The 25,177-nt window shown below is 61.8% G+C and carries 21 protein-coding genes; 6 read left to right on the top strand and 15 right to left on the bottom strand.

Going from position 1 to position 25,177, the window contains the following annotated elements; translation table 11 throughout:
- Nucleotides 1-76 precede the first annotated feature (76 nt).
- The 3 genes from ACFRFQ_RS27545 to ACFRFQ_RS27535 all read right to left on the bottom strand — a co-directional run bounded on the left by ACFRFQ_RS27545 (nt 77) and on the right by ACFRFQ_RS27535 (nt 3,442).
- Complete coding sequence (locus ACFRFQ_RS27545) at nt 77-1,837, bottom strand: cholesterol oxidase substrate-binding domain-containing protein (RefSeq protein ID WP_378664798.1); 1,761 nt, start codon at nt 1,835-1,837, stop codon at nt 77-79.
- A 106-nt stretch (nt 1,838-1,943) separates the two neighbouring features.
- On the bottom strand, nt 1,944-2,744 hold the full coding sequence (locus ACFRFQ_RS27540) for a metal-dependent hydrolase (RefSeq protein ID WP_378664797.1): 801 nt from the start codon (nt 2,742-2,744) through the stop codon (nt 1,944-1,946).
- Between the two features lie 242 nt (nt 2,745-2,986).
- Nucleotides 2,987-3,442, bottom strand: a complete 456-nt coding sequence (locus ACFRFQ_RS27535; protein WP_378664796.1) for a light harvesting protein subunit alpha — start codon at nt 3,440-3,442, stop codon at nt 2,987-2,989.
- A gap of 168 nt (nt 3,443-3,610) precedes the next feature.
- Between ACFRFQ_RS27535 and ACFRFQ_RS27530 the strand changes: the two genes are divergently transcribed.
- Nucleotides 3,611-4,315: a response regulator transcription factor gene (locus ACFRFQ_RS27530; protein WP_378664795.1), complete on the top strand. Its 705-nt coding sequence runs from the start codon at nt 3,611-3,613 to the stop codon at nt 4,313-4,315.
- The gene (locus ACFRFQ_RS27525) at nt 4,312-5,691 is read left to right on the top strand and encodes a sensor histidine kinase (RefSeq protein ID WP_378664794.1); all 1,380 of its coding nucleotides are present in this window, start codon (nt 4,312-4,314) and stop codon (nt 5,689-5,691) included. Before ACFRFQ_RS27530 ends, ACFRFQ_RS27525 begins: the two co-directional genes overlap by 4 nt.
- Here ACFRFQ_RS27525 and ACFRFQ_RS27520 read toward each other — a convergent pair.
- The 7 genes from ACFRFQ_RS27520 to ACFRFQ_RS27490 all read right to left on the bottom strand — a co-directional run bounded on the left by ACFRFQ_RS27520 (nt 5,588) and on the right by ACFRFQ_RS27490 (nt 13,449).
- Nucleotides 5,588-6,577 carry an LLM class F420-dependent oxidoreductase gene (locus ACFRFQ_RS27520; RefSeq protein ID WP_378664793.1) on the bottom strand — a complete coding sequence of 330 codons (990 nt, stop codon included), beginning with the start codon at nt 6,575-6,577 and terminating at the stop codon, nt 5,588-5,590. The two genes, ACFRFQ_RS27525 and ACFRFQ_RS27520, sit on opposite strands and share 104 nt — an antisense overlap.
- A 278-nt stretch (nt 6,578-6,855) precedes the next feature.
- Nucleotides 6,856-8,307 carry a catalase gene (locus ACFRFQ_RS27515; protein WP_378664792.1) on the bottom strand — a complete coding sequence of 484 codons (1,452 nt, stop codon included), beginning with the start codon at nt 8,305-8,307 and terminating at the stop codon, nt 6,856-6,858.
- A 50-nt stretch (nt 8,308-8,357) separates the two neighbouring features.
- Complete coding sequence (locus ACFRFQ_RS27510; RefSeq protein WP_378664791.1) at nt 8,358-8,846, bottom strand: Fur family transcriptional regulator; 489 nt, start codon at nt 8,844-8,846, stop codon at nt 8,358-8,360.
- Nucleotides 8,847-9,100: 254 nt separating this feature from the next.
- Nucleotides 9,101-9,748, bottom strand: coding sequence for a hypothetical protein (locus ACFRFQ_RS27505; protein WP_378664790.1), 648 nt, complete (start codon nt 9,746-9,748; stop codon nt 9,101-9,103).
- The gene (locus ACFRFQ_RS27500; RefSeq protein WP_378664789.1) at nt 9,732-11,447 is read right to left on the bottom strand and encodes a GMC oxidoreductase; all 1,716 of its coding nucleotides are present in this window, start codon (nt 11,445-11,447) and stop codon (nt 9,732-9,734) included. The genes ACFRFQ_RS27505 and ACFRFQ_RS27500 overlap by 17 nt, the downstream gene beginning before the upstream one ends.
- Nucleotides 11,444-12,928: a flavin-containing monooxygenase gene (locus ACFRFQ_RS27495; RefSeq protein ID WP_378664788.1), complete on the bottom strand. Its 1,485-nt coding sequence runs from the start codon at nt 12,926-12,928 to the stop codon at nt 11,444-11,446. Before ACFRFQ_RS27495 ends, ACFRFQ_RS27500 begins: the two co-directional genes overlap by 4 nt.
- On the bottom strand, nt 12,925-13,449 hold the full coding sequence (locus ACFRFQ_RS27490; RefSeq protein WP_313905567.1) for a TetR/AcrR family transcriptional regulator: 525 nt from the start codon (nt 13,447-13,449) through the stop codon (nt 12,925-12,927). The genes ACFRFQ_RS27495 and ACFRFQ_RS27490 overlap by 4 nt, the downstream gene beginning before the upstream one ends.
- A 183-nt stretch (nt 13,450-13,632) precedes the next feature.
- On the opposite strand from ACFRFQ_RS27490, the gene ACFRFQ_RS27485 reads away from it, so the two are divergent.
- Together ACFRFQ_RS27485 and ACFRFQ_RS27480 are read left to right on the top strand one after the other, a co-directional pair.
- Nucleotides 13,633-14,883: an oxygenase MpaB family protein gene (locus ACFRFQ_RS27485; RefSeq protein WP_378664787.1), complete on the top strand. Its 1,251-nt coding sequence runs from the start codon at nt 13,633-13,635 to the stop codon at nt 14,881-14,883.
- Nucleotides 14,884-14,893: 10 nt separating this feature from the next.
- Entirely contained in the window at nt 14,894-15,949 is a 1,056-nt protein-coding gene (locus tag ACFRFQ_RS27480; protein ID WP_378664786.1) for a hypothetical protein, read from the top strand.
- 11 nt (nt 15,950-15,960) lie between these two features.
- Here ACFRFQ_RS27480 and ACFRFQ_RS27475 read toward each other — a convergent pair whose 3' ends face one another.
- Nucleotides 15,961-16,512 carry a TetR/AcrR family transcriptional regulator gene (locus ACFRFQ_RS27475; RefSeq protein ID WP_378664785.1) on the bottom strand — a complete coding sequence of 184 codons (552 nt, stop codon included), beginning with the start codon at nt 16,510-16,512 and terminating at the stop codon, nt 15,961-15,963.
- A gap of 258 nt (nt 16,513-16,770) precedes the next feature.
- On the opposite strand from ACFRFQ_RS27475, the gene ACFRFQ_RS27470 reads away from it, so the two are divergent.
- Entirely contained in the window at nt 16,771-18,546 is a 1,776-nt protein-coding gene (locus tag ACFRFQ_RS27470) for a multicopper oxidase family protein (protein ID WP_378664784.1), read from the top strand.
- Between the two features lie 12 nt (nt 18,547-18,558).
- Here ACFRFQ_RS27470 and ACFRFQ_RS27465 read toward each other — a convergent pair whose 3' ends face one another.
- Genes ACFRFQ_RS27465 through ACFRFQ_RS27455 form a run of 3 tightly spaced genes read right to left on the bottom strand, consistent with a single transcriptional unit; the run spans nt 18,559 to nt 22,458 of the window.
- Nucleotides 18,559-19,455 (bottom strand): hydroxymethylglutaryl-CoA lyase, encoded by an 897-nt coding sequence (locus ACFRFQ_RS27465; RefSeq protein ID WP_378664783.1) that lies wholly within the window; start codon nt 19,453-19,455, stop codon nt 18,559-18,561.
- Nucleotide 19,456: 1 nt separating this feature from the next.
- Nucleotides 19,457-20,671, bottom strand: coding sequence for a CaiB/BaiF CoA transferase family protein (locus ACFRFQ_RS27460; protein ID WP_378664782.1), 1,215 nt, complete (start codon nt 20,669-20,671; stop codon nt 19,457-19,459).
- 38 nt (nt 20,672-20,709) lie between these two features.
- The gene (locus tag ACFRFQ_RS27455) at nt 20,710-22,458 is read right to left on the bottom strand and encodes a multicopper oxidase family protein (RefSeq protein ID WP_378664848.1); all 1,749 of its coding nucleotides are present in this window, start codon (nt 22,456-22,458) and stop codon (nt 20,710-20,712) included.
- 249 nt (nt 22,459-22,707) lie between these two features.
- Here ACFRFQ_RS27455 and ACFRFQ_RS27450 point away from each other — a divergent pair, with 249 nt between their 5' ends.
- A complete protein-coding gene (locus ACFRFQ_RS27450) occupies nt 22,708-24,036 on the top strand; it encodes a DUF222 domain-containing protein (protein ID WP_378664781.1) in 1,329 nt (442 codons plus the stop codon).
- An 89-nt stretch (nt 24,037-24,125) separates the two neighbouring features.
- Here the strand turns inward: ACFRFQ_RS27450 and ACFRFQ_RS27445 are convergent, their stop codons facing one another.
- Nucleotides 24,126-25,058 (bottom strand): oxygenase MpaB family protein, encoded by a 933-nt coding sequence (locus ACFRFQ_RS27445; RefSeq protein ID WP_378664780.1) that lies wholly within the window; start codon nt 25,056-25,058, stop codon nt 24,126-24,128.
- Between the last annotated feature and the right edge of the window lie 119 nt (nt 25,059-25,177).

Here is a 25,177-nt window from a genome sequence, read left to right as displayed (position 1 = left end):
GCGGGCGCCGTGAGATTGAGGCGGGCGCCGTGAGATTAAGGCTGGCGCCGTGAGATTAAGGCTGGCGCCGTGAGATTCAGGCGGGCGGCATGAACCGGTCGATAAAGGTGTTGCTGAAGACTCGGTGCGGATCGTATTTGTCGTAGGTCGCAAGGGCGGAGTCCCAATTTCCGTCACCGCCGGCCCGGAAGGTGGCAGGGATTGTGCGCGTGAGGAATTCGTCGTCTTGATAGGCGGCATCGTTGGTGAATGCCCAACCCTTCGACCACTCGGGCCGGAAGGTGGCGTAATCGCCGGAGTAGTTCGCGACCATCCACTTTTCCATGTCCCGCAGGAACGCCGACAGCCCCGGAGTGCCGGGAATGGACACCACATTCATCCAGATGGCGGTGTCCCAGTCGTCGCGATCCGATCGAGGTCGCACGGCAGACAGATCCGGCACGCCGGCGCTGTCTACCAGGACTTCGCCGTTGTCGTCGACGCCGCACAGTCGCACTTCGAAGGGCATGTTCACGGGGTATTGCCCCATCGACGCGAGGTGTGTCATCCGCTCGTTCAGCCACGTTGTCATCTCGTGGATGACACGAGCGATGTTGGAACGCTTGGTGATGACCGCCCCACCACCCGCGACGACGCGCACTGTGGTGTGCCGCAGATAGAACAGCACGTCCTTGGACCAACCCCACAGGTCGTCGGTGTCGGTGAGCACCAATCCAGCTGCGACGGCACCGAACTGCGACGCACCGAACATCGGCGTAGCCGCTTGTAATCCCTTGGCCACCATTCCCAATGGCGTGGTGACTGCTTCGGGTAGTGCGTCCGAGAAGAAGTAGTTGTACGGCCCGTACACTTCCCTCGACTCGGGCGGTTTGACGGGCGTCGGTGTCCAGATCTTCAGCCACGGAGTGTTCGTGAACGGGAACCAGATCGCTTCGACGCGTCCGGAGGCTTCGACAAAACTCTCGTAGGTACGCCCCGGCGATCCGGGGGGTGCAAAGAGTTCCCGCCACGGGATATCGGTGAAACTCTGGCACCGCAACCGGTAGTTCTCACCGGCCTGCAGGGTGACGGAGGTGACGAATGTGCGCCCGAGGTGCGTCAGGTATGCCGTGCTCTCGAAGTCGGACCGCTCGAATTCACGGAGCGTGTAACTACTCGAACTGCTGTCCCACGCCACGACGGTGATGGCCGTGACCAGGTTGCTCAGAGACCCGAACGACTGTCCGGGGGTGATAGTTTCTCCCGCCGCGGGATAGGTCGCACCGTGGGCTCCGATCGCGAGCGCGCCGGCAATGGACAGATCACCGATGGCCGGTGAATTGGCCCAGCCCAGGCCGTGGTTCTGCAGCGCCGTGAGGATCGCCTCGATGCTGGCGCCCGCCCCAGCTGTCACGAGGGAGCGATCGCCGTCGCTGTGCACATCGACAGAATTCAGGTGAACCATAGTGTCCACCAACAGCACTCGATCCACTGGCGCGCCCGGGACAACAGTCAGTGGGCTCCAGCCGTGCATCGTGCCGCGGGCGCGCACGGTGTATCCGTTGCGGTACGCCCAGTTCGCAAGTGTCACCACGTCATCCGAGTTCCGGGCCGTTGCCGTCCACACACGATCGAGAACGATCTCCTTGGACCAGTTGGCGTAGGCCTGCTGGGACAACGGGATACCGGCCGGAAACTCGGGCGGCGGAGCGAGCGTGGATTGCGGGCCCCACGGCACCGCTCCCGCCGGTGACCAGGTCAGACCGGCGAGCGCTGCGGCGCCGACGCCGGCCGCCAGGAAACCTCGCCTACTGACCGAACCGGCATGAGATGTTCGATCCCCTGCACTTTGTTCCACTGAACCGCTGTGTTCCACGGACTACTCGTCTCTGCCGAATCGGACTTACGTTAGAGATGAACCTAGAACAAGTTCCAATACGATGCCAGTGGTTCCGTAATAAAAGTTACGGAGTCGGTGAGAACACCGCATAGATGGCGTCGGACGCGCCGTCGAAGGCCCCCACGATCAGCCAGACCGTGAGGAGCGTCAGCGCTGGGCCGATCAACACCTTTTCGAGGTTGCCGCCCGCGCGTATGGACAGAAACGACGGAAGTCGCTGTTCCCACCATCGTTTACCGCCTAGCGGAATGAGCGGCGCAAGAAACGGCACGCCTTCCTTGGTGATGGCATCGCCCAGACAATGCGTCGCACATCCCAACGCAACCGCGACGCCCAACCCGGTGGATCCCGCCTCGCTGGGATACTGCTGCCACGTCACGGCAGACAAGGCCAGTGCCAACGCGGAGACGACCAGCCAGCCCTTGTCCTTCGCGAAGTCCCCCGCCAGACCGCGAATCGCCAAACCTAAACAGAAGAACAACGTGATGATGATTGCCGGCTTTCCGAACTGGACAACCAGCGCGGAAACTCCGGTACCCAGCCCGGCCGCGAACAACGCCGTATGGGTCAGTGTCCGGTGGCCACCGCGCCGCTTACCGTCCTTCTTGCCTTTGGTGATCCGGTAGAAGGCAACCGACACCGCGTCAACACCCTGCGCCAGCGCCTTGCTCAGCGGCCCGAACGACCGGGAAACGGTCGACTGGCTCGTGTCGAGATCCGGAAGCAACGCAGCACCCGCGCACACCCCTGCAAACGTCAGCGTTTCGGCAGTGGAGGTGGGCCCACCCCAGTCGAGGGGCAAGAGTTCGGCAACCACCAGACCCACAGCAGCACCGGACATCGCGTGGGTGGGGCCCATGACCATGAAACACAACACCTTTCGAAACGCGCCTTACGTCGAGCCGACAGAACTCGACACAAGACACCACACACATGACGCCGTCGGCGACGGCCTCGGCATGCTCGCCGAGACCGCCACGAACGTAGCAAGGGCTACCGACAGACTTCGCCGCCGTAAATCTCAAGTTCAGTACGGTCGTACCGTTCCAGGTCAAAGCGGTTCATGCGGAGCTCCTTTCGCTCGTCAGCCTGCTACTCCTTCTCGTGTCAACCCGCCGCGACCGTGCAAGACAGAGCAACCCCTTCTGCCAGCGGAGCGACGCCGGCCACGTCGAGTACCTCTGCCGGAACACCCTCGATCGCCGGAGCCCACTCGACGGTCGGCACCCCTTCACTCGCAAGGAATGTCGCAGCTTCACTCGGCACTTCGATCGTGATAGCGGCCGTACCGGCCTCCTCCGCGCGCACAACCTTGCCCTCGTCGATGAGCTTCTGCAGCTCCTCGTCTGAAATCGGCGTCGTGGCGCCACACGCCACGTCGGGTGCCGCACCGAGCTCGGCCGGAGCGGTCGCGACGGATCGCACAGCTACCGGCGATCCGTCGGCGATGGGGTTGGAAGCCCAGGCGATTCCCGGCGCCGCGGCCATACCGAGGACCGCCACGGATGCCACCACCACAGCGGTCCGTCGGACCCGCTTGCCGTTCACTGTCAATCGCGTCATCGTTTGTTCTCCTTGATCGGACGTTCTCGAATTCTCGGCGCGGTCGCATCCGAGAAACCTGAGGTTATGAAGCCAACACTGCAGATCTGTTGTCGATTTCTTAGGAATTGATGAGAATGCGGTGGCCGTCGCTCGGTGCGAAGCCCCAGGTCGAAATCCGGTGGCACTATGGCTGGGGTGAGTACACGCGAGCGCATCCTGATCGTTGACGACGACGCAAAGGTACTGAATTCGCTCGAACGTGGATTGCGACTGTCTGGCTTCGACACGGCAACAGCGGTAGACGGCCGATCTGCCTTGGCTTCGGTGAGCAAACAGTGTCCGTCTGCCCTGGTTCTCGATGTCAACATGCCCGGCCTCGACGGCGTTGGGGTGGTGACAGCCTTGCGGGCGATCGGCAACGACGTTCCGATTTGTGTACTCAGCGCCCGAAGCTCCGTGGGTGATCGCATTGCCGGGCTGGAAGCGGGCGCAGACGACTACCTCACCAAGCCTTTCGAACTGGCGGAACTTGTTGCCAGACTGCGCGCCTTGCTACGACGCACGACGCGAAGCGCCCCAACTCTTGATCAGCCGATCGTCGTGGGACCCCTGACGGTTGACCTACGCGGCCATCGCGCCCACGTCGACGGCCGGAGAATCGAGCTCACCAAACGAGAATTCGACTTACTCTCCGTCCTCGCAGAACATGCCGGCGTGGTGCTGAGTCGGTCCCAGCTTCTGCGCCTCGTCTGGGGTTACGATTTTGCCGCCGATACCAATGTCGTCGATGTTTTTGTCACCTACTTACGCAAGAAGCTCGAAATCGACGGCGCCCCACGGGTGCTCCATACCGTGCGTGGAGTCGGCTTCGTCCTGCGGGCCGAACGATGAAGCGGCCGTTCTCCCTACAGACTCGAGTGGCCATCGCCTCGGGTCTGGCCGCCGGAATCGTGATTGCCACGATCGGAATTGCGTTCGCGGTCTTCCTGCGTGTCAACGGATCCGAACAACTGGAACGCACCCTCGATTCCGTCACCCTCGGAGTCGCGGCGAGTGCGCCGAGCCCGCTCTTCATCGAAACACCTACCGCAACAACAGAACCGTTCGTAGTCGAACCCGGATTCAATTCCACGGCCATCAGCGCGTTGGCCACCACCGACGTCCGCAGTCGGGATGTTCTCGTGCCCGGCGACAGCGGCGCCGCACTAGCCGTCAGTATCCCCGAAGACCCACTGACCCAGGCTATCCGCGAGCAGCAGGTCCAGGTGGCGGTCGCGGCAGTAATCGCGATTCTTGCCGCAGCCGGGCTCGGCTGGTTCCTTACCGGCCGAGCCGTCCGACCCCTTGCGGAGTTGACCGAAACTACCAGCGCGATCGGCAATGATCTCGACGTCGAAGGGCTGTCCCTCCGGGCGCCGTCTGTGCGTGGGACTCGCGAGGCTGAAGAACTGTCGGAAGCAATCCACAGCATGCTCAGTCGAATTGAACTCGATCGCAGCCGCACCGAGCAGGCTTTGGAATCGGCTCGCGATTTCGCCCGAGTCTCAGCCCATGAACTACGCACACCTCTGACATCGATGCGCACCGATCTGGAAGTCCTCGCGACTTTGGAGCTCACGGAAGATCAGCGTCGCGAGTTGGCGGGCGAGCTGTTGGCCGCTCAACGGCAGATCGAGTGCACCCTCACCGATTTGGAGACACTGGCACTGGGCGACGTAGCCGATCCCGAGGATTGTGACGACGTCGATCTGGTGGAGGTTGCCGATCGCGCCGTCGCGGATGCCGCTCGGCTGCACCCTCAGCTCGATTTTCGTTTGACTGCACCGGACGAGCTTTCAGTCCACGCCTTCCCGGCCGGCATCCGTTTGGTCTTGACCAACGCCGTCACCAATTCCGTCCGGCACGGCCGCGCCGACACAGTCGAGATCACCGTCCGAGCTGGGGTAGGCAGAGGGTCCGCCACGATATTCGTCGACGACAACGGCGCCGTGATAGACCCCACCGAGAGGGAAGCGATGTTCGAACGCTTTGTTCGCGGAACCGGCGCAGGCGAGTCCGGAAGCGGTCTGGGGCTCGCCCTTGTCGCTCAACAGGCTCAATTGCACGGTGGCAGCGCACGACTCGACGCAAGCCCACTCGGCGGAACACGATTGGCCTTCTCGATCAACCCAATTCGACGTGCAGCGCCTCCAGCAACGGTTTGGCAGCCTCGTCGAAGAAGCGGTCTTGCGTATCGCCGCCGATCTGTATCAGCGCCACATCGGTGAAGCCCGCGTCCTTGTATGCCTTGACGGCTTCGACGATCGCGTCGAGATCGGGACCGCACGGGATATTTTCTGCAACATCTTCTTTGCGGACGAACTGCGACGCCGCAGCAAACCCGGCGGGGGTCGGCAGTTCGGAGTTCACCGGCCAGCCGAGGCCGAACCACCGGAACTGCTGATGGGCCCGGGCAACAGCAACGTCGCGATCGTCATCCCAGGAAATCGGAATCTGGCCGACGGCCTTGCGCGCCGGAGGAAGACCGAACGCACGGCCATGCACATGCTTCCATTGATGAACGAGCCGCGAATCCGGTGCGACACCGATCAGATCGTCCGCCATCGGCCCGAATCGCTCGACGGACTTGTCCCCGGACATCGCAATTGCGAGCGGGACAGGAATTTCGGGTAAGTCCCAGATACGAGCCGACTGAACGTCGAAATATTCGCCCTTCCAACTCACCAGATCACCGGAATGCAGAGCCCGAATGATGGCCACTGCTTCTTCCAGCATGTCCATCCTGGCATCGATCGACGGCCATCCGTCACCGACCACGTGCTCGTTGAGACACTCACCGGTGCCTAATCCGAGTGTGAACCGCCCGTCTGCGAGTATCTGCATCGTGGCCGCCTTCTGCGCGATCACCACCGGGTGGTACCGAATGCTCGGACACGTCACATAGGTCATCAGATCAACCGATCCGGTGGCGTGCGCAATCGCTCCGAGAACCGACCACGCGTACGGGGCGTGGCCTTGTTCCGTCAGCCACGGCGAGTAGTGATCACTCATCACCTCGAAGTCGAACCCGGCCTGCTCGGCCCGAACCGCATAGCGGATCAGGTCCTTTGGCCCAGCCTGCTCCGTCATCAACGTGTAGCCGATACGCATCATGGCCGATCCTCTCCTGAGCCCAGGTGCCAAAAGGGACCGCACAGACAGTCCTACGACTCGACTGCCCGCCGAAGCCTCAGTCGAAACAGTGACGGCACGCGCGGATCATGGAATGTACGTCGAAGTGAAGGAGAATCGTCGTGGATTTTGTCGTCGAATTCATTCTTGCAACGCTGTTCTACTGGTGGGGGTTGCTGTAAAACAAGAAAAATGCGGGCCGCTTCAAGGAGTTGGATTCCCTTGCAGCGGCCCGCATTCTTTACATGCGAGGTTGCCCGTTACTGACCGGCGCGCACACCTTCTTCGACGCGCTTACCCAGATCGGCGTCGACGTTCTTCCAGTACTCGAAGACGCGCAGCAAAACTGCTTCGCTCACTCCGTCCGATGCATGGCCGACGATGTTGCTCACGAGCCGCTCACGCGCCGCGTCGTCGAGGACCTCGCGGACCAAAGTTCCGGCTTGAGTGAAATCGCCGTCCTCAGCGTGTTCGATGTATCCGGCACGCACCGCTTCACCGTCGAACGACCACAGGCCCTCGTCACCGGCAGCCGACGGATCGGCGTGCGGTCCGCCGTACGAGTTGGGGGCGTACACCGGCGTCGACGGCGAGTTGAAGCTGTACCGCATGGCGCCCTCCTTGGAGTAGGAGTTCACCTCGTTCTTCGGCGCGTTGACCGGCAGATCGGCGTAGTTGGTGCCGATGCGGTAGCGATGGGCGTCGGCGTAGGAGAACACGCGGCCGAGGAGCATCTTGTCCGGGCTGAATCCGATGCCCGGCACCACGTTCGACGGCTCGAACGATGCCTGCTCGATCTGCGCGAAGAAGTTCTCCGGGTTGCGGTTGAGCGTCCACTTGCCGACCTCGATCAGCGGGTAGTCCTTCTGGGACCACACCTTCGTGAGGTCGAACGGATTGAAGCGGTAGCCCTCGGCCTCGTCGACCGGCATGATCTGGACGTTCATGGTCCAGCTCGGGAAGTTGCCGGCTTCGATGGCGTTGTACAGATCCGCGCGGTGGTAATCGGGATCGCTGCCGGCGAGGCTGTCAGCTTCTGCCTGCGTCAGGAACTCGATGCCCTGATCGGTCTTGAAGTGGTACTTCACCCAGAAACGCTCACCGGCGGCGTTGACCCACTGATACGTGTGCGAGCCGAAGCCGTCCATGTTGCGCCACGTCTTCGGAATGCCACGGTCACCCATCAGCCACGTCACCTGATGCGCGGATTCGGGACGCAGAGTCCAGAAATCCCACTGCATGTCGTGATCGCGCAGACCCGAGCCCGGCAGACGCTTCTGCGAACGGATGAAGTCGGGGAACTTGATGGCGTCCTTGATGAAGAACACGGGGGTGTTGTTGCCGACGAGGTCGTAGTTGCCCTCTTCGGTGTAGAACTTCATGGCAAACCCGCGCGGGTCGCGCCACGTGTCCGGAGAACCCTGCTCACCGGCGACGGTCGAGAAACGCACCAGCGACTCGGTCTTCTTACCGGGCTGCAAGAAGTTGGCCTTGGTGTACTTGCTGACGTCATTCGTGATGACAAGTTCACCAAAAGCGCCGCCGCCCTTGGCATGCACGACGCGCTCCGGGACGCGCTCGCGGTTGAACTGGGCCAGCTTCTCGATCAGGTAGTGGTCGTGAAGCAGGACCGGTCCCTGAATACCTGCGGTCAACGACTCGTCGTCGCTGGCTACCGGGATACCGAAGTTGTTCGTGGTGGGCTTGGTCATGGCAAAGCCTCCTCAAGTCAAAGGGGTTGTGCGGCAAAGGGGCCGTACTGTCAGCGGGCTGCTTCGTGATTCTGTGAAACCGCGTCGGAAGCGATGTTCGACTCGGCAGAACTCGTCAGGCAATCGTTGCAACGGCCCCAGAACACGACCTCGGCTTCATCGATCTCGAAGCCGTGATAATCGGACGGTTCCAGGCAGGGAGCTTGGCCGACAACACAATCGACGTCGACGACCTTGCCGCAGCCACGACACACGAGATGGTGATGGTTGTCCCCGGTTCTCGTCTCGAACCGTGCGGGCGAACCCGCGGGCTCGATGCGTCGTAGCAAACCTGCGTTCACGCATGCCTTCAGCACGTCGTAAACGGCCTGGGTGGATACGGATCCCAACTGTTGCCGCACCTGCGCTGCAACAGAATCTGCGTCCGAATGCGGTTGGGCTGTAACCGCATTCAGAACTGCAAGACGAGGCGCAGTGACTCGCAACCCGGCCGCACGCAGTTGCGCCCGGAGGTCGAGATCCTGCCCGTCGTCATGCATAGTTCCCAGTATGCGCCTTTTCTGGAATTAGTCAAGAAAAGGGTTACCTAACCACTTTGGTGACTCGGGTCACAGCCCGCCCCCGGGGAACAAAACGGCTCGCGAGTCCGTTGATCACTTCGTCGGCGCCCGAACAAGCCCCGGGCCCCACCCCATTGTCGCTGCGAGCGACCTACCGCCGAGAGGCGCCTGTGGGGCGTCGACGCCGAAGGCCGCCCAGTCATTGCACTGAGCGGCCTTCACCTTTTTTCAGTCTATTTTCGCGTGGCTGGGCCGGTCCTCATCTTTCCCTCCGTGATGACAATTCCGTGATGCGAGCCTGCCACCAGCCAATTCGGCAATGTCGGCCCTACGGATTCGACGTCGACACGTGCGTAGCGGAACCGACCGGCAAGCCGCGCCGACGCGAGAGCCAACCGCCCGTCATCGGTAGGTTGCGCAAAACCCAGAGCTCCCACAATGGGCAGAGTTGGCCCCTTTGCCCGGGCGGCGGTGTTCACCTTCCACCCGCCCCCCTGCGCAGCCGTGCTTCCGAGGACATCCCCGTCGAACTGCGCAAGAACCTTCGGCAGTTCCCAATGAGTGCGGCCACCGTGTACCGAAGCTTCCGAATCCACCGCGATGAAGGGCACCGCCATCCGAGGCATCGGACCGATCCGTCTACCCGGCACCCGCAACACCGGGCTGGCCAGAATCTCTCGATACGGCCCCACCGGAGAGTCCAGATAATCGACCATCATCGCCAAAGTCATCGGGACAGTTCGGCCGCCTGGCCCGAGTTCACGGGCCGCCGACGTGCTTCGATGCCACCACAACGTGGCCCGGACACGCGCGGGCCACGGCGGCGGATCACTGACCGGCCAGTCGGCGGCTTGGCTTGTCGATTCAGGGACGCTCCACATCTGGCACCTTCTCGGTTCGGAGTATCAGGGGAAGCCGCAGGGCGCCCGGAGCATGCTCGGGCACTACCGGGTTGGACGGCAACGTCGGGTCGAGGCGAACATACGGAATCCCTACCGCCGGCCGGGTGTCATCGGTGCCGGCGTTGGGCCACAGCGCGCACGCACGCTCGGCTTGCGCGGTGATGGTCAACGAGGGGTTCACACCAAGATTGGCACTCACCACCGAGCCGTCCATCACGTGCAACCCGTTGTACCCGTACACACGCAGATACGGATCGACGACGCCCGCAGACGGTGAGTCACCTATCGCGCACCCGCCGAGGAAGTGTGCCGTCATCGGAATATTCACGATCTCGGCGATGGAACCACCGGGGTCACCGTCGATCTTCTGCGCCACTTTGCGAATCGCGGTGTGACCTTGCGGAATCCATGTCGGCGGTGGATCGCCGGGACCAGGGCGACTGGTGAGCGAGCGTCCGAACCTTCTTTTGTTATTGGACAGCTCGAGAGAATTGTCGTCCGTCTGCATGACCAATGCGATGACGGTCCGCTCGGACCAGTTCCGCACCGACAGTGACCGAGCAAAAGCGCCCGGATGGCGCGCGGCCACGGCCAGCGTCTTCAAAATCCGCGGCACCTTCCCACCGCCGTCACTGAGAACAGTCTGCAGGAGTCCTATTGCATTGCTACCCTTGCCGTATCGCACGGGTTCGATGTGCGTGTGATCGTCCGGATGGAACGACGACGTAATGGCAACACCCTGCGTGAAGTCGCGTCGACTCGACTTCGAGGTTGCGGCAAGCACCGCTTCGGAATTGGTGCGGACCACAGTGCCCAGCGCATTCGACAGACGCGGCAGCGCGCCGGACTCCTTCATCCCGAGCAACAGCCGTGCTGTCCCATACGTGCCGGCAGCCACCACTACCTGATCAGCAGTGAAAACTTGTTCACGCTTTCGGATACCGTCCGTCCGCCGAGCGAGCAGTTGGTACCCGCCGGCATCACGCGGCCGGAGATCGGTGACGGTTGTCAGCGGATGAACCTGCGCCCCAGCATGTTCAGCCAAGTGCAGATAATTCTTGACCAATGTGTTCTTCGCGCCGACGCGGCACCCCGTCATGCAGCCACCGCATTCGGTACACCCCGTTCTCTCCGGCCCTTTCCCGCCGAAAAACGGATCGGGCACGGACACTCCGGCATCCCCGAAGAAGACGCCAACCGGGGTGGACGTGAATGTCTCGCCCACGCCCATTTCCTCGGCCACTTCCTTCATCACCGCGTCGGCCGGAGTGAACGACGGGTTGGTTCGCACACCCAGCATCCGTTTTGCCTGGTCGTAGTACGGTTCCAACTCGTCTCGCCAGTCGGTGATGTGCGCCCACTGCCGATCCTCGAAGAATCGCTTGGGCGGCTGATACAGGGTGTTGGCGTAATTGAGTGATCCGCCGCCAACTCCGGAACCTGCCATGACCAGAACATCCGGGAGCAGGTGAATGCGTTGAACCCCGTAACACCCGATCCACGGTGCCCACAGGTACTTTCGCAGTCGCCAACTGGTTTCGGGGAGCTCGTCGTCGGAGAATCTGCGACCCGACTCGAGCACTCCGACGCGATAGCCCTTCTCCGTCAGACGAAGAGCGGCGACGCTACCGCCGAACCCCGATCCGATGACTACGACGTCGTAGTGCGTTGCGCTCATGCGTCGACGCTTTCGATCTTCCGGGCCGAGTAGTTCTCCCGATCGAATTTCCCGAGGAGGGAACGAAATGAGAAGGTAAACGTCGGCCATTGCACCGAGTTGCGCCCCTCGGCATCGATGTACCAGCTCGCGCAGCCGCCTTTGTTCCACACCGTGTGCTTCAGCTCGTGCTGGATTCCCTTGTTGTACTGCGCCTGTGCCGACTCATCTACGTCGAGTGCGTCGAGCCCCTCGCGCTTCATGGTGTTCAACGCGTCGTTGACGTACTCGGCCTGAGACTCGAGCATGTACACGATCGAACTGTGTCCGAGGTTGGTGTTGGGACCGTACATGAGGAACAGATTCGGGAAGCCGCTGACCGTCGTTCCCTTGTACGCGCTGGGACTTCCGTTCCACAGTTCGGCCAGCGTTGCGCCACGCTTCCCCGTTATCAGGTGCGCAACAGGCGGTTCCGTCGGCGTGAATCCGGTTGCGAAGATGATGGTGTCGACTTTGCGCTCGATTCCGTGCCCGTCGACCACTCCGTCCTCGGTAACCGAGACGAGCCCACTGTCGACCAGACTCACGTCCGCGCGATCGAGGGTTCGCAACCAGTCGTTGGACAGGAGCATTCGCTTACAACCGATGGTGAAATCGGGGGTCAGTTTCCGGCGCAACTCGGGGTTCTTCACCTGCCGACGCAGATGTGCCTTTGCCACCATCTCGAAAGCCGGTAACACCCAGGTGGCGTGCGACATTGCCGCGCCCAGCGCCTCGCGGAAACCGTAGACGGTACCGCGAACAGCCTTCTGTGCAGCGGGAACCTTGGTGTACAGAGCCTTCTGTAGTGGAGGAAGTGATCTATCCGCGCGTGGAATCACCCAGGCGGGAGTCCGCTGGAACACGGTGACATGAGCTGCCTTGTCGACGATTTCGGGAACGAATTGCACCGCCGAGGCACCCGTACCGATCACCGCGATGCGCTCGCCCCGCAGGTCGTGCTCGTGGTTCCACGTCGCGGAATGGAAAGTGGTTCCGGAGAATTGGTCGAGACCGGGAAAGTCGGGAACTTTGGGGGTGGACAGTGCTCCGGTCGCAGCGACCAGTGCCTTGGCCGTCAACACCCCTCGAGAAGTCTGCACGTGCCACAACGCCGCATCCGCGTCCCAGACTGCGGCTTCGAGTTCGCAGTTCAGAACCACTCGATCTCCGATACCGGTGTCAGCAGCCACCTTCTTCAAGTAGGCAAAGATCTCCGGCTGACGGGCAAAGGTATGACTCCAGTCTGCGCTCGGCGCAAAGGAATACGAGTACAACGCCGTCGGCACGTCGCACGCACAGCCCGGGTAGGTGTTGTCTCGCCAGGTGCCACCGACGTCGGCGGCGCGCTCGATCAGCACGATATCCGCGGCCGGGTCGTCGCGAAGCACTCTGGCCGCCAGGCCCATACCGGCAAACCCGGCGCCGACGATCAGCATTTCGACATGTTCGGGAAGTTTCACTTGTTCTCCACTCGGGATTGCCAGGCCGGCAGCAGTCGCGCGCGCAGCGCTTCGTCGGCTTCCGGGGTACGGAACAGGGCGGACACCGCAAGCCCTCGGACAAGTTCGACAGTCAATTCGACTGTCTCGGAATCGAAGCGATCGCCGAAGACTTCGGCGCTACCGAATTCGAGAGCCTCGCTCACCTTGCGCTCGAGCGGCACGGTTGCCGCATGCAGTGCGGGGTCGGTGCGAGCCGCCACCCACAGTTCGAGTGCTGCGTAGAACAGCGGACCGGAAAATGCGTCGGCCAGTACCTCCAAACCGCGGCCACTGTCCACCTCCGCCGACAGGATTTCCGCCAGTCGTTTGTCCACCAGATATTCGACCGCGGCGACGACCAGCGATTCCTTGGTCGGGAAATGATGGAGTTGAGTACCGCGTGAGACGCCCGCTCGGCGTGCGATCTCCTGGGTGCTCGTCCGTGCGTAACCCAGTTCGACCAGCGATTCGATCGCCGCATCGAGCAGTCGCCCGCGCATCGTCGCTGTACGTTCTGCCTGCGTACGGCTTACTTTCAGATCGGAAGTGGTCTCGGTCACATAGTGACTGTAGATCGAAAACAGAAAACAGTCCAGGCTGACTTCAAATAATTCGTTCGAAGTTTCCACTCAGTACCATACGGTAGGGTATGTTCAATCTTGACTCTGGTTCGAGGCGGTGACATGACGGCAAGTGATCGAACACCGACCGCGTTTCCCTACTGGGAAGGCATACGCAAACCCGGAATTGCCCGCGCCCGCACAATCGTCAGAAAACTGACCGGCACGGACATCTTCCCCACCACGGAACAGGCACAACACTTCTGCAACGACCTTTTCTCAGGAGACCCCGTCGCCGAACGATTTGTCGAAGAAGTCTTCCACGGCGAGATCGGGGCGAAAGCCGGCCGCGCCATGCTCGACACCGCCCTTACCCACGGTATCGACGCCCTGCCGGACGCTCCGGAATCCATGCGCGTGCTGTTCGAGGAATTCGAAACAGTACCGGACTGGGTTGATCCGGCACTGGTCGAGCAGGGAGCTGCAATCTGGCGGCGGTGGGGCACAATGCTGTTCAGTTTCGCGGGAGCGGAAACACTGGAGATCTACACCGAATCTGCGGTTGCCACCCCGCTCTCTCTCGCCGGCGGTTATGCGGGCGACAACGCACTACGACGATTCCTCGAGACCTGCCGATTCTGGATCGACGTGTCGCAACCGGGAGCACTACTCCAACCCGGATCCGACGGGCGCGCAACCGCTCTCAAGGTTCGTGTGATGCACGTGTCCGTGCGGTCACGAGTAGCCGATCACCCGGAATGGGATACTTCGAAGTGGGGGCTTCCGATCAGTCAGAGCTACATGCTCCTGACCTTGATCGCCGGTAGCGTCACCCCCGGCCTTGCACTGTGGACACTCGGCTACCACACCACACCATCCGAGGTCCGGGCTCTGATCCATTTCCAGAGGTACATGGGACACCTTCTGGGGGTGCGCGCCACGTGGTACCCGGAAACCGCGACGGATTCCCTACGCGCTCTTGCCATGACGATTGTGTCGAGGTCGTACGACTCCGGCAAGCACGGTAGCGAACTGATCGAGAGTTACCCGAAAGCCTTTGCTCCGCGCGACGGCCATCGCGGGCTCACCCGGCTACGGGAGGCGTATAACTTTCGCATCAATTCGGTGTACGCCGCGATGTTCATGGCGCCGGGCACACGGCGGAAGTACCGGATGCCGGGTGTCATTCCCTGGCTACTCATTCCCATTCTGAGGTTCCCGCTCATCACCGCAATGGAATTGATCAGACGCTTTGTTCCCGGCGCCGGCGCGATCGTGGAAAAGACGATGGTCAGGCATCGCGAAAACTGGTACCACGCCCAAATGAAGGGCCGCGAGGCCGCATTCGACGCAAGTGGCGCACTACGCCGATAGGAGTCGCTCGATGACCACCATGAATATCGTGGAAGCGTGGAACGGACCCGGACGCAAGGACGGTGAGATCACTCGACCGCGCCCGAGCGACAACGGTGCGCACCCGTCCGACAACAAATTTGCTTTCGAGCACTGGTACTTCGACGCGCATCTCGACAGTGGGCACATCGTGGTGGCGATGCTTCAACTGCGTGAACTCGTCAATCGCAAACCTGGAATCGAAATCCATATCTACTCCCCGGACGGTACGCGCCGGGAAGTAGTCACACCGTATTCCGCCGCCGACGTCAGCGCGTCAACGGAACGGTGCGACGTTCGAATTGGCCCGAACACCGCTGTCGCAGGATTTGATTCAGGTGACCTGCCGGTGCACCGGGTGCATCTCGAAGAAGAAGACATCGTGTTCGATCTCGAATTTCGTAACGAGGTACCGAGTTGGATGCCCGGCCGCGGACAGACCACCTACGGAGACACCGAATTCTTCGCCTGGGTTGTCGGAGCTCCGCGTGCCTCGGTGACGGGCACCGTCACTATCGGCGAAGCCACGCTCGATGCCCGCGGTCGCGGCTATCACGACCACAACTGGGGCGTCGGGGACATGAAGCGGATCATCGATCGCTGGTACTGGGGCCGGCTGTACGTCGACGACTTCTCACTGGTCTACGCCACCGTGCACACCCAGAAGAGATACGGCGAGCACTGGTCACTGCCACTCATGTTGGCCCGCGGCGACAACGTCGTTCTGAGCAACGGTGAACTGGAGATGAATGAGGGGCCAGCGGTCTTCCACGACGTTGCGAATCGGTCATTTCCGTCGACGCTGCGTCTACACATTCGGGGTTCGGTAGATCTCACGCTGACGGTACGTGACGTAGTCCATGCGCACGACTTCCTCGCCGACGTTCCGGTAGCCCGAACCCGGCTGGTCAAACCGATACTGAATCGACTTCTCGGCCGCCCCGGATACTTCCGTTTCCGTTCCGACTTCGTACTGAAGGTGACGATCGACGGGGAAACGATCGAGCGGACGGGATCAACTCTGCACGAGATGGTTGCGCTCAAGTGAAGGCAATATAGTCAGCTTTTCTGCGTCAACAGTGTGAAGATCTTTCGAAGCTCGGCGCTGGTGGGCGTCGGGAGACTGCCGCGGCCGTGCACAAACCCGATTCCGGCATACACCAGAGCACCCGCCCGCAGGCGCGCACCTTCAGCGTCGAAATTCAACTCCAACAAGGCTTCCTGGATGATGTCGAAGATCCGTTGATCGAGCTGACGTACAGCCTCTGCCACTTTCTCGTCGCTTCGCGCCCATTCGCGTACCGCGATCTCGACCGACCAATTGCGCTCGTCGATCAGTAGTTGGGCCATCATCTCGAATCGCTGCTCCACAGGAATGGATTCGATTGCCGCGAGCCCTCGTACGGCGTCGTTCTGGGTGCCGCACCAATAGTCGGCCATCGCTTCCATCAGTGCGCCGATATCGTCGAAATGCCAATAGAAGCTACCTTTCGTGACTCCGAGTTCGTCACACAGCGTGGAGATCTTGACCCCGGAAACCCCCTCTCGTACGAGGAGATCAAAGGCCGCGTCGAGCCAACTCTCGACACTCAGGCGGTTGGCCCGCGCCATCAGAGCAGCTCGTTCTCGCGGGCGCGTTCAGTTCTCACTCTCACACGTCGATCATAGATGCCCACCGTTGTTCGATCGCATCACCGGATCGTTCGACAATAAACCTTCTCCAAGGGTTACCACGTCCACCGCCCCAGAGTCACGACTGTTTCGAATTCTGCTGCGTCGAAATGCATTTCACCAAGCCATGGACAATATCGCATTCCATACCATACGGTGCGGTATGGAATGTTGTAATTCTGGAAGGAGGCACGATCTGTGAGTCGACAGTTCACGCGGCGTGCAGTGTTCCGTGCAATCGGCCTTGCTGGAACCAGTGCAGCTTTGGTGTCGGCCACGCGTACGCCAACCCGCAGCGAACTACCCAGTCCACTGATCTTTCACTCGCCACCCATGACGCCCTTCGTCGACGAACTCCCGCGGCCGCGTGTTATTTCCGGAACCACACTCTCGCTCGACGCCGCGGTACACCGCCACCAATTCCACAGAGATTTCGACGCCGTACCGTCGCTGGGCTACGGCGGTGACAACTACCTGGGCCCCACCATCGAATGCCATGTCGGAGAAGCACTCACGCTGAACTTCACCAACCGACTCGAAAGCCATCCACTGGCGCTCGACATGGACACCAGCATCCACGGAGTCACCGAAGATCACCGACGTGCGCCGCCGTCGTCGCTGCACCTACACGGCGGCGTCACACCACCCGGCAGCGACGGGCATCCATTACGAGCCATTGCTCCCGGACGCAGCATCACACACCATTTTCCGAACGAACAGCACGCGGGCCATCTGTGGTATCACGACCACGCCATGGGCATCACTCGATTGAATGTCTACGCCGGGTTGGCCGGTCAGTATTTCCTGCGCGACCAATTCGACACCGGCCGGCGCGGCAACCCGCTGGGACTGCCGGCCGAAGAGTACGAGATGCCCCTGATTCTCCAGGAGAAGATCTTCACGGCCGACGGGTATCAATCCATCCGTTCGACTCCGATCGTCCCGCAAGGTTCCTGGGAGGGCGGCGCCGTCGGAGACGTCGGTGTGGTCAACGGCAAGGTCTGGCCGCGAATGAATGTCGCGCGGGGACTGTACCGCTTCCGCATCATCAACGCCGGGTCGTACAGTGTGTGGAACCTCCACTTCAGCAACGGAATGCGCTTCGCGGTTATCGGCAACGAACATGGCCTGCTCGACGCTCCGGTACGCACAACGAGCTTTCGGCTCTCGCCCGGCGAACGCATCGACCTGCTCGTGGACTTCTCCGGATTCGGCGAAGGTGATGCCGTCGAATTGATCAACGACGAACAACCGCCCTTTCAAGCTGCGATGCTCGGCGAGGTGGCCATGCTGGTCTTCTGCCGTTTCGTCGCCGATTCCCGTCGCGGGTTCACCGGCAGTGTGCCGAACTCACTTCGCGGCGGCGCACGGCAACTGTCGGCGCTTCCGCCGCTCGAGGTTCCCACTGTGGTCCGAACCGTGACCGTCTCTCAGCCGTACGCAGTCCGCGTACCACCCGCAATCATGTCTCTCAACAATCTGCGCTTCGACAGTACCGACATCGAACTGCCCCGCCAGGGCACCGTAGAACAATGGGACATCGTCAACATCACGCCGGATCCACATCCCATTCATCTGCACCTCGTGATGTTCCGCATTCTCGGACGAGCCCCTCTGAAGACCCTCGAATATCAAGCGGCACATCCTCAACCGCCGATCGGTTCCAAGTGGACGCCTGCTGTCGACGGGTTTCTCGGGGGCCCCCTGATCGCGCCGGCGCCCTGGGAGTCCGGCTGGAAGGACACCGTGCGGGTCGACGGCGGCACAGTCACCCGAATCATCGTCCGATTTCCCACCGCCGAGGAACTCGGATTCGATCCGGATGCATTGTTCAGCCCGGATGACTATCTACCCACCATGACCCATGCCGACCATCACCCTGCGGCACAACAGATCCAGGGTTACGTGTGGCATTGCCACATTCTCGACCACGAGGACCACGACATGATGCTGAAATATCGTACGGTCCGATGACCTCGACCCCCGCTACCTGATGCGGTCACCCGCTCGAAGGAGGTTGCTCGGAACTGCATGACCCACAATCTCCTCCGCGACGGCCGCCGCGCGGATGGACGCGTCCAGATCGATGCCCGTCGTGATTCCCATGTCCCCCAGCATGTAAACCAGTTCTTCGGTGGCGATGTTTCCACTCGCGCCGGGGGCAAACGGGCATCCGCCCAGCCCACCGGTGGACGCGTCGAGGTTCCGCACTCCGTGCTGGACGGCCGTCAGTGCGCAGGCAAGACCACTGCCTCGCGTGTTGTGGAAATGGACGCCTAGGTTGAAGTCGCCGACCCGGGCGTCAACCGCATCGATCAGCCGTCCGACGCGCCCCGGAGTCGCAGTGCCGATGGTATCCGCGATCGAGAACTGATCGGCACCGAATTCCCTGGCCTGCTCCGCAATCCGCAACACGCGATCAGGATCGGTAGGCCCGTCGAACGGGCAGTCCCACGCCGTTGCGACGATGACCTCGACCCGGCCACCGGCGTCGTGAACAATCTTGACCACTTCCCCGATTCGCTCGGTGGCCTGCTCGGTAGTGGATCGAGTATTGGCTTCACTGTGACCATTCGAAGCCGAGACGACATATTCGACGGTTCCCATTCCCGCCGCTACTGCCCGTTTGGCTCCGCCGATTCCGGCTACCAGTGCAGAAAACTCGACACCTGGCCACCGGTGCAGTTCTGCTGCCAGCGCTTCTGCGTCGGCTAGCGCCGGAACAGCACGCGGTGACACGAAGGACGTGGCCTCGATGCGCGGAACACCGGTTGCAACAAGAGCTTCGACAAGTCGAAGCTTCTCCGACAACGGCACCGGTGCCTCGATCTGGAGACCGTCGCGTGGACCCACCTCACGAATGCTGACTTCCGTCACCGTCATGTCAGATCACTCCCTTCTCGAGCAACGTTGCCTGCTCGTCGTCCGAGAGTCCGAGGAGTCCACCCCAGACGGACGCGTTGTCCTGACCCGGCGTCGACGCTCCCGCGTTGCGCACGGTGCCGGGTGTCTCGCTGAAGGTAGGAACAACCCCCAAGCCCAGGACGTCCTCTCCGATCCGGTCATCGTAGTGTCCGACCAGCATTCCGCGCTCGATCAACTGCGGATCCTTGACCACGTCTTCGACGGTATTGATCGGTCCGGCAACAACTCCCACCTCCGTGAGGCGCTCCACCAGACTGCCGGGATCTTGGAGCGCGACCCACGCACCGATCAACTCGTCGAGCTCGTCCTGATGTTTGCCGCGCGCAACATGATTGGAGAATCGATCGTCCTGCGCCAGTTCCGGTCGCCCCATGATGGTGCACAGCCGGACGAAGAGCGTGTCCTGATTGGCCGCGATGACCACCCAGTTCCCCTCGGAGGTCTGATAGATATTGGAGGGCGCGATGCCCTCGAGCCTGGTGCCCGAGGGTTGGCGGATGATGCCGCCGCGATCGTAGTCCGGAATCGTCGATTCCTGCACTGCCAGACACGATTCCGTGAGCGCAACGTCGACAACCTGACCGCGACCGGTTCGCTCACGGGAAAGCAGCGCCGCGAGTACACCTTGCACGGCGAACATCCCGCCGAGCGAATCTCCGAGCGAGAGTGCGATACGCGGCGGCGCCTGGCCGGGATAGCCGTTCAGGTGCCGGAAACCGCTGACAGCTTCGGCCACCGAGGCATAGCCGGCGCTCTTGGCCTTCGGACCGGTCTGCCCGTAGCCGGATACCCTGGCCAGCACCAGTTTCGGATTGCGTTCGCTGAGCACGGCAAACCCCAGGCCCCATTTTTCGAGGGTGCCCGGCCGAAAGTTCTCGACGACGACATCCGCGTGCTCGACCAGATCCAGAAACAGTTCGCGGCCCTTGTCGACCCGCAGATCCAGCGTGACGCACCGCTTGTTGCGGGCGTGGACCGTCCAGAAGAATCGGTGACCGTCCTGTTCTGCTTGCCCCCAGGTACGAAGCGGGTCTGGACGATCCGGCGACTCGATCTTGATCACGTCGGCCCCCATGTCGCCGAGCAATTTCCCGGCGAAGGGTCCGGCAATCAACGTGCCGAGTTCGATTACCCGATATCCGTCCAGGGGCCCGGTGGGCACACCTTCCGACACAGCAGCCTCCTCGTGGGAACGTCTCTCCCTACGAAAGGTTACGTCACCAGCCGATACCTCAACATCATGTCGTGGTCTTCGTGATCGAGCATGTGACAGTGCCACACGTACCCTTGCAGGTCTCCCATGTCGCCGCCGCCGTGCCCGCTGTGATCTGCCATCGCGCCCCTCGGGAACGTCGCGTCCGGATCGAAGCCCAGTTCGTCAGCCGTCGGGAAGCGCACGATGATGCGAGTGATGGAGTTGGCGTCCACGATGACGGTGTCCTTGGCGCCCGTCTCCCACACTTCAGGCGCCCGCAGGGGCGAGGTCACAAAATCATCCGCAGACGGTGTCCAACGCGTCCCGAGATCCGGCAACGGGTACGCAGCCGTGTATGCCGGTGTGTTGATGTTCTGCCTCCCCAAGACCCGAAAGGTCACCAGGTGCAGGTGAATCGGATGCGGTTCCGTCGTCACGTTGATCAGATTCCACTGCTCGACGGTTCCCTGACGCGGCAGTTCGATATCCGAGTCGGTGTAGCGCAAATTGTTGAGCGACATGGTGATCGTCGGATAACTCGAGGGCCGGGACAGTTGCATGATCGTGAGATTGCGGACCACGTCGGGCACGGCCGCCGGCGGGGCGACGGGACTCAGTTGCTGCGGCACCGGCCCCGTGAACCCCTTCGCGCTACTCACGTCGAACCTGGCAAACAGGGGCATCACCTGCGTACCGCGTTGTGCCACAGCCAAAGGCACCGGTTCATCGTTGCGCAGTTCCACACTGGTACCGGGTTCGAGCATGCCGAAGTCGACCAGGAGGTCAGCCCGTTCGCCCGGGCTCAAGCGCACGTGATCCGTCGGCGCCGATGCCGCAAGCAATCCGGATTCCGAGCCGATCACCCAGAACCGCATACGGTTTCCGAAATACAGATTCCACACCGAGTACGACGCGGCATTGAGCACACGCAGGCGGTACAAACCCCGCGCCACTTCGATTCTGGGCCACACGACGCCGTTCACCACGCCCACGTCACCGGGCGTCGCGGGATCCCAGGCGCCCTGCGGCGTTGTCCACGTCGACCTGACACTTTGCCGGCCATCGGAGGTGAAGACCTTGTCCTGCAATATCAACGGCAGTTCGAACTCACCCGACGGCAAGCCGAGCGGATTACCGGCCTCCCCGGTGTCATCGTTGTCGCGAAGCAAGTACATCCCGGCCAGGCCCGCGTAGACGTTCAGCCGAGTCATTCCCATGGCATGGTCGTGGTACCAGTGATTTCCACTACCGCTGGGATTCCCGAGGCCGGGACCGTTGCCGAACTCGTGAACCAGCCCCTCGCCGGGCCGCTGAATCAACTCGGGATTCCCGTCGTACTGCGGCGCGGTGACGCCGCCGTGCAGGTGCAGCGACGTGGGAACCCGCGTCCGATCGTTATCACTGAGGCCGTGCAGACGCGAATCCACATCAGCGGCAAGAGGATGCATGGTGATGTCGTTGGCGTACCGCAGCGTCAACGATTGCTCGACATGAGCCTCGATCGTCGGCCCGAGGTAGTCCATCCCGCCGTATCCCAGCGACGGCGACGGCGGCAGGTCGGGATGGAACCGGTGCATCGACGACGCGGCACGAAGCTCGAGATTGCTACCGCCGATCGTCGGCGGAAATACCAGCGCCTCGCGAAATGGTTCCAGCCGTGGTGACGGCAATTGGAGCGGCCGCAGCGGATCGATATCAGGCAAACCTGTACGTGCGGATTCCCGAGCGGAAGCGGACCCCACCGACAGTGCTCCTAGTCCTGCCATCAATCCCAAGCCTTGCAGCACCGAGCGTCGACGGATCTTGTGCGGCTTGTGCACAGGCTCATCCACTACAGGCCCCCTATCGCTGACGGCATCCGGACCGGGTTACCCCTGGGGCAATGAGGTCAAACACGCAGCGGCGAGGCCAAACACAGATTTCGAATCGCGGGTTCGAGAAAACTATTGACTCGAATTTTTGTTCGACTACAATGAGGTGATGCGGATCGGGGGATCCACATTCGGGGGGCATCAATGAGCATCGACACATCACATGTGGTTTCCGGTTCCGCCGTGGGACTACGTTCCAGGCTGTGGCAAGCGCCGGTAGCCGAGCTACGGGCCGCCGCGATCGAGGCGAGCGCCGAAATCCTGCGACTCGAAGCGATCCGCGTCGCCGTCGTCGACGAACTCTCCCTACGCCCGGACGACCAGGTGCTCTGTTACCGCGGTACCGGCCGCTGGTTGGCGGCACACACGATGCTGCAGATCCCGGCCGGAAACAAGATCGCCGCCCTCGGCGCCGCACTACGGACATTCCCCACGGTAGCGGCACGATTCGACGCCGGAGACTGCTCCTTCGACCACGCCGCACTGATCATGTCGTTCTGCGAATCACCACCCAAAGCAATGCCCGAAGAAGCACTACCCCAGTGCATCGACCTCCTACTGGCCGCCGCCTCCGGAATCGAAGCCACCACCACCAAAATCCGCTACGTGATCGCAACACTGGAACGACTCTTCGAATCCGACAATATTCCACCGGCCGAAGACATCGACCGCAACGAACTACGCATCGCAACAACGTTGAACGGGCGGGTTGTCGTCCGAGGCGATTTCGACGCCGTCACCGGCGAAATGCTTCTCTCCGCCCTCTCGAACCTGACCATGCCCACCCCAGCACCCGACGGAACACCCGATGCCCGATCCGCAGCCAAACGAACCGCCGACGGATTCACCGAACTGATCCGCCGCTACCTCGACAACGCAAAAACCGGTATCGACGGCGGCCAACGCCCACACCTGAACGTACACATCAACGCCCGCGACCTCGCCGAACACCGCAACTACGCCGCCGCACCCTCTACTCCCAATGAGGACGGCGATGACGACGGCACACTCGATCTCGATCTTGCCGACCTCGACGTCGGGCACATGCCGTGGATGGGACCACTATCCCTCTCGCAGACCAGACTCCTCGGCTGCGACTGCTTCCTCTCCACAGTCCTGCTCGACGACCACGGCGCACCGCTCGATGCGAGACCCGGAAAACGACTGGTCACAGCCGAACAACGCATCGCCCTGATCGCCCGCGACAAAGGCTGCGCCTTCCCGGGCTGCGATTGCGTACCAGCCTGGACCGACGCACACCACATAAAACACTGGGCAAACGGCGGGCCCACCGTAATGAACAACCTTGTCCTGCTGTGTCGCTCACATCACCGGCTCATGCACCGCAAAACCGGATTTGTCGGCAAATGGGAAATCCGAATCGGAGCCGACAACAAACCCTGGTTCATCCCACCCCCGGCGATCGACCCACACCAGCACCCGCGACCGGCGAACACCACATTCAAGACCTGAGGACACACCTCAGACACAACAGAACACAGCCAAGGCTCCGCACCGGACATCACCATCCGACACGGAGCCCACAGGCCGTGGCGAATCCGTCAGACTGCCTGCGTAGCTCTGGTGTTACGCGGGAATTGTTCCCGAATCTCAGCCGGCGTGACAACCCTCGGGTCGAGGGGTCGCTCGTCCCGCAGATGGCGCTCCAACACCTTGCCGGTCATCGGGGCAATGACTTTGAGTGCCGCGGTCATATTCTTCGGCGAACTACCCACGCGCACGGCAGCTCGCACAGCCGGCGCAATTGCCTTGTCCAGCAACGCCGGTTGATCGAATCCACCCATGGTTCGCATCCAGCCCGGCAATGTTGCGATTGTTGCCGGCGCGACCAATCGACTGAACGTCGCGAACTTCGCCTTCCCCTGTGCCCTGGGTGTTCTCAGCAAATAGTGCATCGCCCGGTTCGCGCGCTCAGAGGTACACAGCCTCGGCCTGACCTCTGCGAAGTATTCACGCACCTCATCACGAGAACGGGGAACGTCGGACGCCTTGCATGTCTGCAACTGCGCGGCGATCACACATTCTTCCCAGTACCGCTGCTCTTCCGCAGCAGGGAGCGGACCCGGCCCGTACATCTCGTAACACTTGAGCACCGAATGCCAACCGGTCACGTGGATCCATAGTTGTGATGCCGGATTGTTTGCGCTGTAACGAGTTCCGGTGATCGGTTCGATTCCCGTCGCTTGCGCGTGGACAGTCATGAGATGGTCGGACAGGGCCATCGCAGTCCGCCCGTCGGCGGTGGCAACGGTAAGGAAGTAGGCCAGCGTTCGGTCGAGTCGACCGGCGGGATCACTGTAGATACCGCTCATGTCAGCCACTGCAGCGGCAAGGAAGGGGTCGAAGTGCTCGAGTACCACTGACCGCTGGAACCCGATCAGTGCGCTCGGAGCCGCCCAGATCTTCCAACTGGGTGATCCTGGGCCGAAAAAGCCGTAATCCTCGCGCGGTCGATCCATGTTCCGGTCGGACATTGTGAGGTTCCCCGTTCATGTCGTATGCACCGTTCAGGCCTACCCATTCGAATACAACGCCACCGTAGCAATCAACCCTCACGAATACAACGGTTGCGTATTATTCAGAACGAATTGGC

This window comes from Rhodococcus sp. NPDC056743, assembly GCF_042790355.1.
Classification (GTDB): Bacteria; Actinomycetota; Actinomycetes; order Mycobacteriales; family Mycobacteriaceae; genus Rhodococcus_F.
This window is presented reverse-complemented; position numbering and strand designations above follow the sequence as displayed.

Excerpts from the sequence above, each read along its gene's own strand:
- ACFRFQ_RS27480 (WP_378664786.1), top strand. The coding sequence starts at position 14,894 with ATGACCACCATGAATATCGTGGAAGCGTGGAACGGACCCGGACGCAAG.
- ACFRFQ_RS27450 (WP_378664781.1), top strand. The coding sequence starts at position 22,708 with ATGAGCATCGACACATCACATGTGGTTTCCGGTTCCGCCGTGGGACTA.
- ACFRFQ_RS27510 (WP_378664791.1), bottom strand. The coding sequence starts at position 8,846 with ATGCATGACGACGGGCAGGATCTCGACCTCCGGGCGCAACTGCGTGCG.
- ACFRFQ_RS27500 (WP_378664789.1), bottom strand. The coding sequence starts at position 11,447 with ATGAGCGCAACGCACTACGACGTCGTAGTCATCGGATCGGGGTTCGGC.
- ACFRFQ_RS27535 (WP_378664796.1), bottom strand. The coding sequence starts at position 3,442 with ATGACGCGATTGACAGTGAACGGCAAGCGGGTCCGACGGACCGCTGTG.
- ACFRFQ_RS27465 (WP_378664783.1), bottom strand. The coding sequence starts at position 19,455 with ATGACGGTGACGGAAGTCAGCATTCGTGAGGTGGGTCCACGCGACGGT.
- ACFRFQ_RS27505 (WP_378664790.1), bottom strand. The coding sequence starts at position 9,748 with ATGTGGAGCGTCCCTGAATCGACAAGCCAAGCCGCCGACTGGCCGGTC.
- ACFRFQ_RS27520 (WP_378664793.1), bottom strand. The coding sequence starts at position 6,577 with ATGATGCGTATCGGCTACACGTTGATGACGGAGCAGGCTGGGCCAAAG.
- ACFRFQ_RS27530 (WP_378664795.1), top strand. The coding sequence starts at position 3,611 with ATGGCTGGGGTGAGTACACGCGAGCGCATCCTGATCGTTGACGACGAC.
- ACFRFQ_RS27475 (WP_378664785.1), bottom strand. The coding sequence starts at position 16,512 with ATGGCGCGGGCCAACCGCCTGAGTGTCGAGAGTTGGCTCGACGCGGCC.
- ACFRFQ_RS27490 (WP_313905567.1), bottom strand. The coding sequence starts at position 13,449 with ATGCGCGGGCGACTGCTCGATGCGGCGATCGAATCGCTGGTCGAACTG.
- ACFRFQ_RS27445 (WP_378664780.1), bottom strand. The coding sequence starts at position 25,058 with ATGTCCGACCGGAACATGGATCGACCGCGCGAGGATTACGGCTTTTTC.
- ACFRFQ_RS27525 (WP_378664794.1), top strand. The coding sequence starts at position 4,312 with ATGAAGCGGCCGTTCTCCCTACAGACTCGAGTGGCCATCGCCTCGGGT.
- ACFRFQ_RS27540 (WP_378664797.1), bottom strand. The coding sequence starts at position 2,744 with ATGGTCATGGGCCCCACCCACGCGATGTCCGGTGCTGCTGTGGGTCTG.
- ACFRFQ_RS27515 (WP_378664792.1), bottom strand. The coding sequence starts at position 8,307 with ATGACCAAGCCCACCACGAACAACTTCGGTATCCCGGTAGCCAGCGAC.
- ACFRFQ_RS27485 (WP_378664787.1), top strand. The coding sequence starts at position 13,633 with ATGACGGCAAGTGATCGAACACCGACCGCGTTTCCCTACTGGGAAGGC.
- ACFRFQ_RS27455 (WP_378664848.1), bottom strand. The coding sequence starts at position 22,458 with ATGGCAGGACTAGGAGCACTGTCGGTGGGGTCCGCTTCCGCTCGGGAA.